Annotated in this window: 11 protein-coding genes and 1 pseudogene; 4 read left to right on the top strand and 8 right to left on the bottom strand. The window is 70.6% G+C overall.

What is annotated here, in order from left to right; all coding sequences use genetic code 11:
* Window positions 1–87: 87 nt before the first annotated feature.
* On the top strand, window positions 88–798 hold the full coding sequence (locus AWC02_RS08875) for a helix-turn-helix transcriptional regulator (RefSeq protein WP_085128411.1): 711 nt from the start codon (window positions 88–90) through the stop codon (window positions 796–798).
* Window positions 799–810: 12 nt separating this feature from the next.
* Here the strand turns inward: AWC02_RS08875 and AWC02_RS08870 are convergent, their stop codons facing one another.
* On the bottom strand, window positions 811–1,713 hold the full coding sequence (locus AWC02_RS08870; RefSeq protein ID WP_085128410.1) for a pseudouridine-5'-phosphate glycosidase: 903 nt from the start codon (window positions 1,711–1,713) through the stop codon (window positions 811–813).
* Window positions 1,714–1,869: 156 nt separating this feature from the next.
* Between AWC02_RS08870 and AWC02_RS08865 the strand changes: the two are divergent.
* Window positions 1,870–2,505: pseudogene (locus AWC02_RS08865) on the top strand (HNH endonuclease family protein); the annotation flags it as partial.
* A 2-nt stretch (window positions 2,506–2,507) separates the two neighbouring features.
* Here AWC02_RS08865 and dapC read toward each other — a convergent pair.
* The gene (gene dapC, locus AWC02_RS08860; RefSeq protein WP_085128409.1) at window positions 2,508–3,614 is read right to left on the bottom strand and encodes a succinyldiaminopimelate transaminase; all 1,107 of its coding nucleotides are present in this window, start codon (window positions 3,612–3,614) and stop codon (window positions 2,508–2,510) included.
* A gap of 162 nt (window positions 3,615–3,776) precedes the next feature.
* On the opposite strand from dapC, the gene AWC02_RS08855 reads away from it, so the two are divergent.
* The gene (locus tag AWC02_RS08855; protein WP_085128408.1) at window positions 3,777–4,337 is read left to right on the top strand and encodes a PadR family transcriptional regulator; all 561 of its coding nucleotides are present in this window, start codon (window positions 3,777–3,779) and stop codon (window positions 4,335–4,337) included.
* A gap of 50 nt (window positions 4,338–4,387) precedes the next feature.
* On the top strand, window positions 4,388–6,394 hold the full coding sequence (locus AWC02_RS08850) for an oxidoreductase (RefSeq protein ID WP_085128407.1): 2,007 nt from the start codon (window positions 4,388–4,390) through the stop codon (window positions 6,392–6,394).
* Here the strand turns inward: AWC02_RS08850 and AWC02_RS08845 are convergent.
* From AWC02_RS08845 to typA, 6 genes are all read right to left on the bottom strand, one after another.
* The gene (locus tag AWC02_RS08845; protein ID WP_207568024.1) at window positions 6,391–8,952 is read right to left on the bottom strand and encodes a bifunctional FO biosynthesis protein CofGH; all 2,562 of its coding nucleotides are present in this window, start codon (window positions 8,950–8,952) and stop codon (window positions 6,391–6,393) included. The two genes, AWC02_RS08850 and AWC02_RS08845, sit on opposite strands and share 4 nt — an antisense overlap.
* 73 nt (window positions 8,953–9,025) lie before the next feature.
* A complete protein-coding gene (locus AWC02_RS08840) occupies window positions 9,026–9,451 on the bottom strand; it encodes a hypothetical protein (RefSeq protein ID WP_085128406.1) in 426 nt (141 codons plus the stop codon).
* A gap of 136 nt (window positions 9,452–9,587) precedes the next feature.
* Window positions 9,588–10,505 (bottom strand): N-acetyl-1-D-myo-inositol-2-amino-2-deoxy-alpha-D-glucopyranoside deacetylase, encoded by a 918-nt coding sequence (mshB, locus tag AWC02_RS08835; RefSeq protein ID WP_085128405.1) that lies wholly within the window; start codon window positions 10,503–10,505, stop codon window positions 9,588–9,590.
* 52 nt (window positions 10,506–10,557) lie between these two features.
* Window positions 10,558–11,409, bottom strand: coding sequence for a hypothetical protein (locus tag AWC02_RS08830; RefSeq protein ID WP_133055614.1), 852 nt, complete (start codon window positions 11,407–11,409; stop codon window positions 10,558–10,560).
* 199 nt (window positions 11,410–11,608) lie between these two features.
* On the bottom strand, window positions 11,609–13,525 hold the full coding sequence (locus AWC02_RS08825; RefSeq protein WP_085128403.1) for an ABC transporter family substrate-binding protein: 1,917 nt from the start codon (window positions 13,523–13,525) through the stop codon (window positions 11,609–11,611).
* A 67-nt stretch (window positions 13,526–13,592) separates the two neighbouring features.
* Entirely contained in the window at window positions 13,593–15,479 is a 1,887-nt protein-coding gene (gene typA / locus AWC02_RS08820; RefSeq protein WP_085128402.1) for a translational GTPase TypA, read from the bottom strand.
* Between the last annotated feature and the right edge of the window lie 36 nt (window positions 15,480–15,515).

Here is a 15,515-nt window from a genome sequence, read left to right as displayed (position 1 = left end):
CCGCTCGAAAGGCGGCCGACCGCCGTAAGTGGTATCAACGAATCAGCTCCTGCAATTCGTGGACGACTCCTCAACGAGAGGGACTTCATGCACGACGAGTCCGGCCAGCGGCGCGGAACCCATCGCAGTCAGCGGTTACCCCGGAACCAGCAGCGGGAACGAGTGCTGCGGTTGGTGGGAGCGGCCAGCGGCGCCGTCGACGCCGCCGAGCTCGCCGAACGGATGCACCTGCACGTCACCACCGTTCGGTTCCACCTGGACGCGTTGTGCGAAGACGGGGCGGTCGCACGGACCCGGATCAAACGGGACGGCGTCGGACGCCCCCGCACCGGTTACGTGGCGGTGCGGGACCGGCTGGACTACCGCAGCCTCGCCGAGATCCTGGCGATGGAGCTGGGCGAGACCGTTGAGGAGCGCCGGGTACGCGCCGAGCGGGCGGGTCGGCGCTGGGCGGACCGCATTCTGGACTCGCACGACCCCACGACGAACGGATCGGGTCCGGCCACGGGCATCGGCGACTGCGCCGAGCGGATCACCGGAATCTTTGCGCGCATGGGCTTCGGTGCCGAACTCGCGGCGCCGGCGCCCGGCGCTGACGGCGACCCGGGCCACCGCACGATCCTGCTCTCCGGATGCCCGGTTCGCGACATGGCCCAGTCGCATCCCGAGGTCAGCTGCGCCATGCACCTGGGCCTGCTGCGGGGGCTGCTCAACGCCGAGGGCGCTCCCGGCGGCAGCGCGCAGTTGGAGCCGTTCGTCGAGCCCGAGATGTGCATCGCCAGGGTGCGCAGCAGCTGAGCGCCGCGGGCCTCAGCGGCCCGCGTAGGCGACGGCCACCTGCCCCGCCAGGCGCGCATTGGCCAGTACCAGAGCGACATTGGCGTCCACCGATGCGCCCTGAGTTGCCTGGTGAAAGTGCTCGAGGAGAAACGGCGTGACGTCTTTGCCGCGGACGCCCTGCGCCTCGGCGGCGGCCAGCCCCTCGGCCAGCACCCGATCGTGTAGCGCGCGGTCGAGTTCGGCCTCGCGGGCGATCGGGTTCGCCAGCACCAGGCCGTAGCCTTCGGTGCCCAGCCGGCTTCGGGCGTGCAGCACAGCGGCCACCTGCTCGGGATCGCCCACCTGCCAGTCGATCCGGTGGCCGGAGTCGGCCAGGTAGAAGGCCGGAAACCGGTCGGTCCGGTAGCCGATCACGCCCACACCCAGCGTCTCCAGCCGCTCCAGGGTGGCGCCGATGTCCAGTAGCGACTTCACCCCCGAGCACACCACCAGCACCGGGGTGCGCGACAGCGCCGTCAGGTCCGCCGATTCGTCCCAGTTCTCCCGCGCCCCGCGATGCACGCCGCCGAGTCCGCCGGTGGCGAACACGGTGATGCCGGCCGCGGCGGCCAGATGGGCGGTCGCGGCGACCGTGGTCGCCCCGTCGCCGCCCGCGGCGGCAAGCATGGCCAGCTCGCGGACGCTGACCTTCACCGCGGTGCCGGATGTGGCGATGCGGTACAGCGCCTCGTCGTCGAGACCGATGTGGGGCTCGCCGCCCACCATCGCGATGGTTGCCGGCACCGCCCCGCCGGCCCGCACCGCGTTCTCGATCTCGCGGGCGATGCGCAGGTTGTCCGGGCGCGGCAGTCCGTGGGTGATGATGGTGCTCTCCAGCGCCACGACCGCGCGCCCGGCGGCCAGCGCCTCGGCGACTTCGGGATCGATGAGCACTGCCCCACCCTATTGCGCGCCGGGTCTCGGCGCCCGAGCCTGTCGCAGCGCACTGGTAGCCTGCCCGCCAACCGGCAGAGCCAGGGAGGCGGCGTGGGCGATCGGCAACACCGGCGGCCGGGGTGGGCGGCTGCCCTGGCAGCCGCGGGGGTGGTGCTGCTGCTCGGGCCGGCCGTGGCCTCCGCCGAGCCGGTCGCCGACACCGCGGACGGTCCCGCCGCGCTGACCCTGCTCGCGGCCCTGCCGATCAAGGGGCGGGCTCCCAAGACCGGGTATCACCGCGCACAGTTCGGGCCGGCCTGGAGCGACGACGTGACGGTTCCCTACGGCCACAACGGTTGCGATACCCGCAACGACATCCTGCGCCGGGATCTGACCGACACCGAGATCAAGCCGGGCACCAACGGGTGTGTGGTGCTCGCGGGTGTTTTGACCGATCCCTACAGCGGTGCGGTGGTCGCCTTCCAGCGGGGCAGGGAGACCTCCCGGGCGGTGCAGGTCGACCACGTCGTGGCCCTGTCGGACGCCTGGCAGAAGGGGGCCCAGCAGTGGGACGAGGTCACCCGGCGCAACTTCGCCAATGATCCGCTGAACCTGCAGGCCACCAGCGGGCCGGTCAACGAACAGAAGGGCGACGGCGACGCGGCGACCTGGTTGCCGCCCAACAGGTCCTACCGGTGCGTGTACGTCTCGCGGATCGTCGCGGTCAAGTCCGGCTACGGCCTGTGGGTCACCCAGGCCGAACATGATGCCATCGAGCGGATCCTCACCGCCGACTGCGTGACCGGGCCCGGCTAACTCAGCCGTGCCGCCGCGGCGGCGATCCGCTCGTCGGTGGCGGTGAGCGCCACCCGCACGTGCTGCGCGCCGGCCGGCCCGTAGAACTCGCCGGGCGCCACCAGAATGCCGCGCTGGGCGAGCCACTCGACGCTGCTGCGGCAGGGCTCGCCGCGGGTCGCCCACAAGTAGAGCCCGCCCTGGGACAGCTCGACGGTGAACCCGGCCGCCTGGATCGCCGGCAGCAGCATCGCACGGCGGCGCGCGTACCGCTCGCGCTGCTCATGTTCGTGTGCGTCGTCGTCGAGCGCAGCGACCATGGCCGCCTGGATCGGGGTGGGCACCATCATCCCGGCGTGTTTGCGCACCGCCAGCAATTCGGCCACCACCGCGGCGTCCCCGGCGACGAATCCGGCCCGGTACCCCGCCAGCGAGGAGGTCTTCGACAGCGAATGCACCGCCAGCAGGCCGCGGTGGTCGCCGTCGCAGACCGCCGGGTGCAGCACCGACCGCGGTTCGGCGTCCCACCCCAGGCCCAGGTAGCACTCGTCGGAGACCACCAGCACGTCGTGTTCGCGGGCCCAGTCGACCACGGCTCGCAACTCTTTTTCGCCCAGGATCGCCCCGGTCGGGTTGCTCGGCGAATTCAGGTACACCAGGGCCGGCGGCGGTCCGTCGCGCAGCTGCGGGGCATCGCTGCGCACCCACCGCGCACCGGCCAGCCGGGCACCCACTTCATAGGTCGGGTAGGCCAGCTCGGGGACCACGACCACCTGCTGCTCGCCGAGGCCGAGCAGGGTCGGCAGCCAGGCGATCAGCTCTTTGGTGCCGATCACCGGCAGCACCGCCGATTCGGTGAGCCCGGTGATGCCGTAGCGACGGTGCAGGGCGCCGGCCGCCGCCGTGCGCAGGGCCGCGGTGCCGGCGGTGGTGGGATAGCCCGGCGCCGACGAGGCGGCCGCCAGGGCGTCGCGGATGACGTCGGCCACCGGGTCGACCGGGGTGCCGACGGACAGGTCGACGATGCCGTCGGGGTGGGATCTGGCCAGCGCGGTCGCCTCGGCCAGGGTGTCCCACGGGAAGGTGGGCAAGGCGGCCGACCTGCCGCCGGTGACGGGGCTCACGAGGCTGCGGCGACGCACGGTGGATTCATCGGTTTCTGATAGTAGAGGCCCCCGGTGGGCGGCAGCCACCAGCAGGTCCCCGGCCCGCCGCAGGCCCGCTATGCACACAGTTGCACTGCAACTAGTTGCATATGGGCGTTCTGCCTGCCTAAGCTCGGTCGCGTGGCGCTTCCCCACGCGATCCTGGTGTCGCTGAACGAGCAGTCCGGCTCGGGCTATGAACTCGCGCACCGCTTCGACCGCTCGATCGGCTACTTCTGGAGCGCCACCCACCAGCAGATCTACCGGACCCTGCGCGCCATGGAGGCCGACGGCTGGGTGCAGGTCACCGAGGTCGCCCAACGGGGCCGCCCGGACAAGAAGGTCTACACCGTCGCCGAGGCCGGCCGCGCCGAACTGGCCCGCTGGATCGCTGCGCCGCTGGCCGGGCGCGGAAGCTCGGTGGTCGACAACCGGCTGCGCGAACTGGCGGTCAAGCTCCGCGGAGCCGGTGCCGGTGACCTCGCCGCGGTGCGCGAGCAGGCCGCGGACCTGCGCGCCGAACGTGCGCAGCGCCTGGACGTCTACCGCGCGCTGGAGAAGAAGCAATTCCCCGATCCCGGCTCGCTGACCGGCACCGCACTGCATCAGTACCTGGTTCTGCGCGGCGGTATCCGGGCCGAGGAAAGCGCGATCGACTGGCTCGACGAAGTCGGCGCGGCACTGCGGGCAGACAGGCACTGAGGCGAAGGGGCAGCGTGACAACACAATCCACCAACCCGTACCCGATCTTGATGACCCCGCTGGACCTGGGCTTCACCACCCTGTCCAACCGGGTGGTCATGGGCTCGATGCACACCGGCTTGGAAGACCGCGCCGCCGACACCGGAAAGCTGGCCGAGTACTTCGCCGCGCGGGCCCGCGGCGGGGTGGGACTGATCATCACCGGCGGCTACGCCCCGAACCGGTCGGGCTGGCTGCTGCCGTTCGCCTCGGCCATGACCACCCGGGCCGACGCCCGGCGCCATCGCCGCATCACCGATGCCGTGCACGACGCCGGCGGGAAGATCGCGCTGCAGATCCTGCACGCGGGCCGCTATGCCTACCACCCGTTTTCGGTCAGCGCCTCGAGCATCAAGGCACCGATCAACCCCTTCCGGCCACGGGCGTTGTCCACCCGCGGAGTCGAGTCGACCATCGCCGACTTCGCCCGCGCCGCGGAACTGGCCCGCGAGGCCGGCTACGACGGTGTGGAGATCATGGGCAGCGAAGGCTATCTGCTGAACCAGTTCCTGGCCCCGCGCACCAACCGGCGCACCGACGGCTACGGCGGTACGGCCGCCAACCGGCGCCGCCTGCCGGTGCAGATCGTGCGGCGCACCCGCGCGGCGGTGGGCGACGACTTCATCATCTGCTACCGGATGTCGATGGCCGATTACGTCGAGGACGGCCAGAGCTGGGAGGAGATCCTCGCGCTGGCAACCGAAGTCGAGGCCGCCGGCGCCACCTTGATCAACTCCGGCTTCGGCTGGCACGAGGCGCGGGTGCCGACCATCGTGACGTCGGTGCCCAACAACGCCTTCGTCGACATCAGCAGCGCGGTCGCCGACCACGTGAGGATCCCGGTGGTGGCTTCCAACCGGATCAACATGCCGCAGGCGGCCGAACAGATCCTCGCGCAGACCTCGGTGCGCCTGATCTCGATGGCCCGCCCGATGCTGGCGGATCCGGATTGGGTGACCAAAGCCGCCGCCGGCCGGGCCGGCGAGATCAATACCTGCATCGCATGCAATCAGGCCTGCCTGGACCACGCCTTCGTGCACAAGAAGGTCTCCTGCCTGGTCAACCCCCGCGCCGGTCACGAGACCACGCTGGTGCTCGGCCCCGCGCGGCGGCGCCGGCGTATCGCGGTGGTGGGCGCCGGGCCGGCCGGGTTGGCGACGGCGGTGTCGGCCGGCGAGCGCGGCCACGAGGTGACGCTGTTCGAGGCGAACGCCTTCCTCGGCGGCCAATTCGACTTGGCCAGGCGGATTCCGGGCAAGGAGGAGTTCGCCGAGACCATCCGCTACTACACCACCATGCTGGACAGGTACGCGGTGACGGTGCACCTGGGCCGCCGCGCCCAGGCCCAGGAGTTGACCGGCTTCGACGAGGTGGTGCTGGCCACCGGGGTCACCCCGCGGGTTCCGGCGATCCCGGGCATCGAGCACCCGATGGTGATGACCTACGCCCAGGCGATCGCGGGCCGGCCGGTGGGCCGTTCGGTGGCGGTGGTGGGTGCCGGCGGGATCGGTTTCGACGTCAGTGAATTCCTGGTCCTGGACTCACCGGAGTCCGCTGCGGGCCTGCACCTCAAAGAGTGGAAAGCCGAATGGGGTGCGGCCGACCCCTGGGAGGCCCGGGGCGCGCTGATCGCGCCGGACCCGGTCCCGCCGGCCCGCGAGGTCTACCTGCTGGCCCGCACCGCCGGCCCCCAGGGCCGCACCTTGGGCAAGACCAGCGGCTGGGTGCACCGCGCCTCGCTGAAGGCCAAGAACGTCCGCCAGCTCTCCGGGGTGAACTACCACCGCATCGACGACGACGGGCTGCACATCAGCTTCGGCCCGAAGAAGGCCCGCCCGCAGGTCCTGGCCGTGGACAACGTGGTGATCTGCGCCGGGCAGGAATCGGTGCGCGACCTCGAGGACGGCTTGCGGGAGCGCGGCGTGACGCCGCACCTGATCGGCGGGGCGAAGCTGGCCGCCGAGCTCGACGCCAAGCGCGCCATCCGGCAGGGCACCGAGCTGGCCGCCCGCCTTTAGGCGGTCTCGGCCCGGGACGGCACCGGCGCGTAGTCGGTGGTGCGCTGGCGCGCCGGGCGGCCGATCCCCTCGGCGATGGCCGTCAGCTCCGCGATGGTTTTGGCCGACCCGTGCTCGGAGCCCGCCATCCGGGAGATGGTCTCCTCCATCAGGGTGCCGCCCAGGTCGTTGGCTCCGCCGTTGAGCATCACCTGCGTGCGCTCCGCACCCAGCTTGACCCAGCTGGTCTGAATGTTGGCGATGCGACCGTGCAACATGATGCGCGCCAAGGCGTGCACGGCGCGGTTGTCGCGGTGACTGGGACCGGGCCGCGACCCGCCCGCCAGATACAGCGGCGAACTCTGGTGTACGAACGGAAGCGGCACGAACTCGGTGAAACCCCCGGTGCGGTCCTGGATGCCGCGCAGCACCCGCAGGTGTCCGATCCAGTGCCGCGGGGAATCGATGTGGCCGTACATCATGGTCGAGCTGGACCGCAGTCCCACCTCGTGCGCGGTGCTGACCACCTCGACCCACGTCGAGGTCGGCAGCTTGCCCTTGGTCAGCACCCAGCGGATCTCGTCGTCGAGGATTTCGGCGGCGGTGCCCGGAATGCTGCCCAGCCCCGCCTCGCGCAGGCTGGTCAACCACTCCCGGACGCTCAAGCCGCTCTTGGAGACCCCGTTGGTGATCTCCATCGGCGAGAACGCGTGCACGTGCATCGACGGCACTCGCGCTTTGACCGCGCGGACCAGGTCGGCGTAACCGGTGACCGGCAGCTCCGGGTCGATCCCGCCCTGCATACAGACCTCGGTCGCGCCGGCCAGGTAGGCCTCGTAGGCGCGTTCGCCGACCTCGGCATTGGACAGCGAGAAGGCGTCGGCGTCGCCTTTGCGCTGGGCGAATGCGCAGAATCGGCAGCCGACGTAACAGATGTTGGTGAAGTTGATGTTGCGGTTGACCACGTAGGTCACGTCATCGCCGACGGTGTCGCGCCGCAGGGCGTCGGCCAAGGCGGCAACCGCATCCAGGGCGGGACCGTCGGCGGTGGCCAGCGCCAGATACTCGGCGTCGGTGCAGCCGGCGGGGTCGCGTTCGGCTGACCGCAGCGCCGCCAGCACATCGGTGTCGACGCGCTCGGGCGCCCGGGCCGCCAGCTGGTGGATCTGCTCGCGGATGGACTCCCAGTCCCCGAACGCGCTGCCCAGATCGCTGCGCGTCGCGGTGGCCCGGCCGTCGATGTCGATCGCGGTGTGCAGATCCACCCGGCCGGCGGACTGCACTTCGTCGGGTTCCTGCCAGGCCAGTCCCATCGGGTTGACGTCGCGTGCCCAGCCGGTGTCCGGGTCGGCCAGCGCAGCGACGTGCGGGCGCACCCGCGGGTCGATCCACGCCGCACCGGCCAGGACGTAGTCGGGCTGGGCGGTGAGCCGCTGCACCAGGTCATAGCCGGCCTGCCGCGTGATCTGCGCCAGGTCGTCCAGGGCCGGCCAGGGCCGCTCCGGATTGACGTGGTCGGGGGTCAGAGGCGACACCCCGCCCCAGTCGTCGACACCGGCGCCGATCAGCGCCAGGCATTCGTCGGCCGACACCAGGTTCGGTGGCGCCTGCACCCGCATCTTGGGGCCCAGCACCAGTCGGGTCGTTGCCACGGTGGCCAGGAAGTCTTCGAAACCCGCGTCGGGCGTCGCCGCCATAGCGGTGTGCTCCTTGGCCCGGAAGTTCTGCACGATGACTTCTTGAATGTGCCCGAATTCCTTGTGCACCTTGCGGATCGCGTGCAGGGTGTCGGCCCGCTCGGCGAGCGTCTCGCCGATGCCGACCAACAGGCCGGTGGTGAACGGGATGGACAGCCGTCCCGCGTCGGCCAGCGCACGCAGGCGCACCACCGGATCCTTGTCCGGACTGCCGTAGTGCGCCAGGCCCTTGGTCTCGAACAGCCGCCGGGAGGTGGTCTCGAGCATCATGCCCATCGACGGAGCCACCGGCTTGAGCCGCGACATCTCCGACCAGCTCATCACGCCGGGGTTGAGGTGCGGCAGGAGCCCGGTCTCCTCCAGCACCAGGATGGCCATCGCCCGCAGATAGGCCAGCGTGCTGTCATAGCCGCGCTCGTCGAGCCACTGTCGCGCTTCGGGCCAGCGTTCCTCGGGCCGGTCGCCCAGGGTGAACAGCGCCTCCTTGCAGCCCAACTCGGCACCGCGGCGGGCGATGTCGAGAATCTCGTCGGGTCCCAGATACATCTGCTTGCCCTGGGCCCGCAGCACCCCAGGAACCGTGACGAAGGTGCAGTAGTGGCAGGTGTCGCGGCACAGATGGGTGACCGGGATGAAAACCTTGCGCGAGTAGCTGACCGGAAGCCGTCCACCCGGCCCGCGCCGGCCTCCCGACACCAGGCCGGCGTCGCGGACCCGGGCGGCACTGGCGCACAGGTCCACCAGATCGCTGCCGCGAGCGGTCAGGGCTATCGCGGTTTCCTCGACATTGAGCAGCACGCCGTCGCGGGCTCGTCGCAGGACGCGGCGCAGGGCCGACGGGTTCGTCATCCGCGCGTCACCCGCATCCGGAATCTCGCGCATGCCATAACCGCCACAGTAGCCGCCGTCATCGGCGTCCCGGTGAGCGCACACCGGGCCCGGCGGTCCGCCGGGATCACCTGGCCGTCGACGGTGCGGGCTGGCGGCACCGCCACAGCAGCCATCCCGCCGGCGCGCTGCCCAACACGATCATCAGCAGCACGCCGTAGGCCATCACACCCCGGTCGGCGAAGATGAGGTCATCTCCCGGACCGCCCAGGGTCATCAGCGCGATCGTCAGCAACCACGCCCACAGCGGCAGCACGGCCAGGCGCAGCGAGGGCGTGCACCGCAGCGCCACCCACACCAGACCGGCGTTGACCAGTCCCCCGATCACAGCGCTGAGCGGAAAGGGAACGGAACCGATGTGGGCGGGCAGCAGCAGTGCGGTGGCCACGGCGCAGAGCGCTCCGTCAACGGCCAGCAGGGCCAGCACGACGAAGGTGAACGCCGGACTGTCGGTAGGCGTCGCGGGCTCGGTGGGCGACGCGCCTCGGCTCAAGTCGGGATGCTGTCCAGCTGGCTGACCATTGAACCGACCATCCACTGGAAGCTGTCCAGCCACCACTGCCAGTGCTCCAAGTTGGGGTCCAGATCGGGATCCATGCCTACGCCTGCCTCTGCGTCGGGTGACTTGCTCAGCAGGAGCTTACCCGGTGCGGGTGGCCGCCGAACTCAAGTCCCGCCAGCAGATCGGTCTCCCATCCCCTGGCGTCGCGCGGGCCGGCCGCGCCGGCGGCCAGCACGTAGTGCTCGCTGTCCAGGACCGGCTGGATCACGTTGTTCGACAGCGCGAACGCGCGACCGGTCGGACCGACGGTGATCTGGGTGGCGTGGGCGGCCATGGCCGCCACTTTGGCGGCGCGCGACTCCGGAGCCTCGATCACCGCGTCGATCCGGTCGTCGGCGTAGTCCCCCACGGCGTCGGAGAAATCGTCGGCCCCCGGCGTCCAGTGCGGCAGGCGGTCGTCGTCGCGCAGCCGGCGCAACGCGGCCCTTCTGGCGCTGCCGGCCGTCACCGTCCAGTAGAACTTCGGCGTCGCCCAGCCCGGGTCGCCGGCGTCGGCCTGCGCTGCGGCCAGCGCCGCGGTGGTGACGCGATGGGCATGGATGTGGTCGGGGTGGCCGTAGCCGCCGTGCGGGTCGTAGCCGACCACCACATGCGGGCGGACCTTCCGGATCAGGGCCGTCAGCGCCCCGACGGTCTCGGTGTCGTCGGCGTCGATGAACCGCTGGTGACGCCGGGCGGGGGTGCCCGTCATCCCCGAGTCGCGCCAGCGCCCGGCACCGCCGAGAAATTGCGGCGGACCGACTCCCAGCGCCCGCAGCGCCGCGGTCAGCTCACCGATGCGGTAGCCGCCCAACTGGTCGGCCCGGTCCACCGTCAGGTGCGCCCAACGGTCCCCGATGACCTCCCCTTCCTCCCCGAGCGTGCAGGTCACCACATGAACCTGGGCGCCGCGGGCGGCGTAGTGGGCGATGGTGGCGCCGGTCGTCAGCGTTTCGTCATCGGGATGGGCATGCACGAACACCAGCCGGGGAATCCGATCGGACACGCCGAAACCCTACCGCCGCACGAGCAAATGAACCGCCGGCCCTGGCGGCCGCTCAGAACATGCCGGCGATCAGGCCCTCCCAGTCGATGCTGCCCAGCAGCAGCGCCAGGTTGTCGGCCTGCAGGGCCTCGATGATCTCGTTGAACTCCTCCGAACCCATCGCAAACAGCGCGTCCCAGTCCGGCTCGGTCAGGTCGAAGTTGCCCAGCAGGATCGGGCGGGTGTCGTAGCTGATGCCCATCATGGAGTTGAACATCTCCTGGTTCTGCGCCAGCACCGAGTTGTTGATGCTGAAGATCCAGTTGACGGCTTCGTAGAGTTCGGGGCTGTCGCCGAACAGCCGGTCGGCGGCGGCCTGCTGCGCGGCGACGAGGGCGAGGTTGAACTCCAGCTGCGTCGTGGTGATGAGGGCGTTCAGCGCCTGCTGCGTCTCCGGGACGACGTTGAGGAACATGCTGAACCCGGCCATCATGTTGGCGGCGACGTTGTTGGCGGCCTGCTCGGCCACACCGTTGAACGTTCCGGCACCCGGGATTTCGACACCCCCGATGTATGCGGCGAACGGCGACCCGAGCAGCAGAGTCTGCGGGTCGAAATTGCCGCCGGCCAGCTCGGTCAGCAGCGTTTCGTCCAGGTCGGCGGTGCTCATCGCCGTGCCGACACCCCACGCGTCGTCACCGCTTCCATAGAGCATCGAGCCCAGGTCGATGAACTGGCCGTCGTCGCCGTCGCCGCTGCCGACGATGTCGGGGCGGACGTGGTTGTCGATGATCTCGAGTCCCGGGCCGACGTCGACGTTCGCTGCCGCCAGGTCGATGTCGCGGATCTGCTGATCGGGCAGGACCGGTGTCAGGGAGGTGAGCACTCCCACCAGGCCGCCGACACACAGAGCTGCAGCCGCCACTGAGAGGCAGCGGTGAGCGAGTTGTTCCATACCCAAACCCCCTCCGACGTTTCCCGCGCAGGTTGCTTAATCTTACCCAAGAATTGGCTGTGCACAAGTCGTTAGGTAGGCCGGTTTTCCGGGGCCGAAGCATGCCGCCGACGCGGCGCCGACCGGCCTGAGCAGGCATGACGGTTTAAACCGGACCAGCCGGGGGAATTCAGGGCAGTTTTACCCAGTTGCCGGCTTCGCCGACGATTCCCACGGGCACCGCGCCGGTCAGGCTGACGTTGGTCACGCTGGGACCGACGGCGACGATGGTGGTGTCCTGCAGAATCGGCAACACCGTCGCCATGTTCCACAGCCGTGGTTCGACCGAGGCGATCACCTCGCCGATGGGTTTGCCTCCGTCGAGGGCCGCGTCGATCTCATCCTGGATGGCGTGATCGCACACCCCGGTGATGTTGGACGGCGCCTGCACCAGCGTGCCCGGCGCCGGCGTGCGCGGCGGCGGGGTTGTTGAGCTGGGCGCGGCCGGTCCGGCGGCCGGCGCCGGGGAACGCGGTGCCGCCGTCCCCGACGGCGCCGGCACCGGGCTGCCCGAGGTGGGCACCGCGGTGGGGGCCAGCGCGCCGCAGCCGTAACGCGACGCCAGCAGCGTCGCCAGATCGCCACCGGCCTGCTGCCAGCCCACGATCGCGTCCACCTGGTGGGTGACCAGCGCCTCGCGATAGAGCTTCACCGGGTCCAGGGCCAGCACGGTGGCGGCGACGCCGACGTTGCGCAACTGGTCGGCGGCGGTGTTCGCCACCGCCAGTGAGGTCGGGTCGTTGGCCGCCACCCCGATGACCAGCGACAGCTGTTCGCCGTCCCTGCTGATGCGTCCCCGGGTGATCTCCGGCGCCTGCGGCAGGGTGCTGGCCGCCCCGGCGGGGGGAACCAGCGCCGACGGCGGCGCGTCCTTCTCGACCCGGTAGCCGGCCGCCTGCAGCAACGCCAGCGCCGCCGATTCCGACATGGCCGGTGGCGCGGTGGGCACGTAGCCGGGATCGCTGGGCGTCCGGACCTGGGCCTGGTCCAAGGTCACGGTGTTGTCGCTGCCGGCCCCCACCGTGGCCAGCAGGCCGACATCGAGCAGACCCAGAATGGCCCGGCGAACCCGGACGTCGGCCAGCTTGGGTTCCCCCGCCCGCAGCGCCAGCTGCATCACCCGGGGGGCGACCAGCCGGGTGGTCTGTACGCCGGGAATCACCGACAGCTGCGCGAACACCGCCGCGCCGCCGTGCACCTGCGCGACCTGGGTGTCGCCGTTGCGGATGGAGTCGGCCAGCGCCGCGGCCGACCCGGCGCGACGGAACAGGACCAGGTCCGGCTTGGCCGGCGGGCCCCAGTAGCGGTCATTGCGGGCCAGCAGTATCGCGTCGCGCTGCGGGTCGATGTTCTCCACCCGGAACTGTCCGCCGGTCACCGGCAGTGCCCGGGCCAGGCCCGCCGGGAAACCGCCGGGCACGTCTTTGACGATGTGCGCCGGCAGGATGTTGTTGAACAGCTCCCGCCAGGCGGGATAGGGCTTGGAGAAGGTGACCACCACCTGCTTGCCGCCCTCGACGGAGTGCACCCCGGTGATCAGGTCATAGCCCGCCGGGTCGACGACGCCGGGCTGGCTGACCATCTGCTGCCACAGGTACCAGAAGTCGTCGGCGGCGATCGGCGCGTTGTCGGTCCAGGATGCCTCCGGGCGGATCCGGTAAGTCACCGTGAACGGCGCTTCGGCGGTCACCTGGGCCGACACCAACAGGTTCTGATCCATCTCCCAGCGCGACCCGGTGGGCGTGGCGGGGTCCGGGACCGGCCGGAACGTACTGGGCAACACCAGGGCGCTGACCGCGGCGGTGACCGCCGACAGGTCCGAACGCAGGTGGGGGTTGAAGCCCGCCCCGATGGAGTCGATGCCCATGATGATCTGGCTGATCCGCGGCGGCGGGGGCGCCGTGCTCTTCGTCGTCTCCGTGCTCTGCGGTGCGGGCGGCGGATTGACCGTGCACGCCGAGGTGGCCTGGGTGAGCACCAGCGTCGTCGTCAGAGCCAGGGCGCCCGCCGTGACACGGCTGCGGCGGGCTGGTCTCGGCACGGACATCAGGGTATCCGGGTGGCGATGACGGCGCGAAGACCGTCGGACAGCGCGCCCACCCGGCGCGGCGGCCCTAGAGATTCTTGGCCCGGGCGCGACTGCGAGCCCGCAGCGTCGAGTCCAGTTCGACCTTGCGGACGCGGATGACCTCCGGGGTGACCTCCACGCACTCATCGGCGGCGCAGAACTCCATCGCCTGCTCCAGGTCGAGTTCGATCGGCCGGGCCAGCGTCTCCATCACGTCGGCCGTCGAGGAGCGCATGTTGGTCAGCTTCTTCTCTTTGGTGACGTTGATGTCGAGGTCTTCGGCCCGCGGGTTGATGCCCACCACCATGCCCTGGTAGGTGTCCTGGCCCGGCTCGACGAAGAACTGCCCGCGGTCGGCCAGTTGGATCAGCGCGAACGGTGTGATGGTCCCGGCCCGGTCGGAGACCAGGGATCCGGTGTGGCGGGCGCGGATTTCGCCGGCCCACGGCTGGTAGCCCTCGAACACCGCGTTGGCGATGCCGGTGCCGCGGGTCTCGGTGAGGAAGTCGGTGCGCCAGCCGATCAGGCCACGGCTGGGGATGATGAACTCCATTCGCACCCACCCGGTGGTGTGGTTGGCCATCTCGGTCATCCGCCCCTTGCGAGCGGCCGCCAGCTGGGTGATGGCGCCCACGTATTCCTCCGGGCAGTCGACGGTCAGGTGCTCGAAGGGTTCGTGCACTTTGCCGTCGATCTTGCGGGTCACCACCTGCGGCTTGCCGACGGTCAGCTCGAAGCCCTCCCGGCGCATCTGCTCGACGAGGATGGCCAGCGCCAGTTCGCCACGGCCCTGCACCTCCCAGGCGTCCGGGCGGCCGACGTCGACGACCCGGATCGAGACGTTGCCGATCAGTTCGGTGTCCAGCCGGGACTTCACCATGCGCGCGGTCAGCTTGTGACCGGAGACCTTGCCCGCCAGCGGCGAGGTGTTGGTGCCGATGGTCACCGAGATCGCCGGCTCGTCGACGGTGATACGCGGCAGGGCGCGGGGCGCGGCGAGGTCGGCGAGGGTGTCGCCGATCATGATGTCGCCGATCCCGGCGATGGCGACGATGTCGCCGGCGGACGCCTCGTCGGTGGGAGTGCGTTCGACGCCCACGGTGACCAGCAGCTCGGTGATCTTGGCCGTGGTGGTCACCTCTTCGCCGTCGACTTCGCGCATCCAGGCGACCTGCTGGCCCTTGCGGATGCGGCCGTTGTACACCCGGATCAGGGCCAGCCGGCCCAGGAACGCCGAGGCGTCGAGGTTGGTGACCAGCGCCTGCAGCGGCGCCTCCGGGTCACCCGACGGCGGCGGCACGTGCTCGAGCAGCACGTCGAACAGGGGGTCGAGGTTGTCACCGTCGGGGATCGAGCCGTCGGCGGGCGCGGTGGTACTGGCCACGCCGGCACGACCGGATGCGTACAGCGTCGGCAGCCCCAGGGCGTGCTCGGCAGCGGCCTGCGCCTCGTCGTCGAGGTCGCTGGCCACATCCAGCAGCAGATCGTGGCTGGCCTCGACCACCTCGGCGATGCGGGCGTCGGGCCGGTCGGTCTTGTTGACCACCAGGATGACCGGCAGGTGCGCGGCCAGGGCCTTGCGCAGCACGAACCGGGTCTGCGGCAGCGGCCCCTCGGATGCGTCGACCAGCAGAACCACACCGTCGACCATCGACAGCCCGCGCTCCACCTCGCCGCCGAAGTCGGCGTGGCCGGGGGTGTCGATCACGTTGATGACGGTGACCGACCCGTCGGCATGGTGACGATGCACGGCCGTGTTCTTGGCCAGGATCGTGATGCCCTTTTCCCGCTCCAGGTCACCGGAGTCCATCACCCGCTCTTGGGCCTCACCGCGCTCGGCGGCGAGTGCACCGGACTGGCGGAGCATGGCGTCGACCAGAGTCGTCTTGCCGTGGTCTACGTGCGCGACGATGGCGACGTTACGAAAGTTCACCGGGCGATTCTGCCAGCGCACCCTGTCAATCGCGAA

The organism is Mycolicibacter engbaekii, assembly GCF_002101585.1.
In the GTDB taxonomy this organism is placed as follows: domain Bacteria; phylum Actinomycetota; class Actinomycetes; order Mycobacteriales; family Mycobacteriaceae; genus Mycobacterium; species Mycobacterium engbaekii.
This window is presented reverse-complemented; position numbering and strand designations above follow the sequence as displayed.

Coding starts and splice junctions, on each gene's coding strand:
- AWC02_RS08875 (WP_085128411.1), top strand. CDS start 88: ATGCACGACGAGTCCGGCCAGCGGCGCGGAACCCATCGCAGTCAGCGG.
- AWC02_RS08850 (WP_085128407.1), top strand. CDS start 4,388: ATGACCCCGCTGGACCTGGGCTTCACCACCCTGTCCAACCGGGTGGTC.
- AWC02_RS08825 (WP_085128403.1), bottom strand. CDS start 13,525: ATGTCCGTGCCGAGACCAGCCCGCCGCAGCCGTGTCACGGCGGGCGCC.
- AWC02_RS08845 (WP_207568024.1), bottom strand. CDS start 8,952: ATGCGCGAGATTCCGGATGCGGGTGACGCGCGGATGACGAACCCGTCG.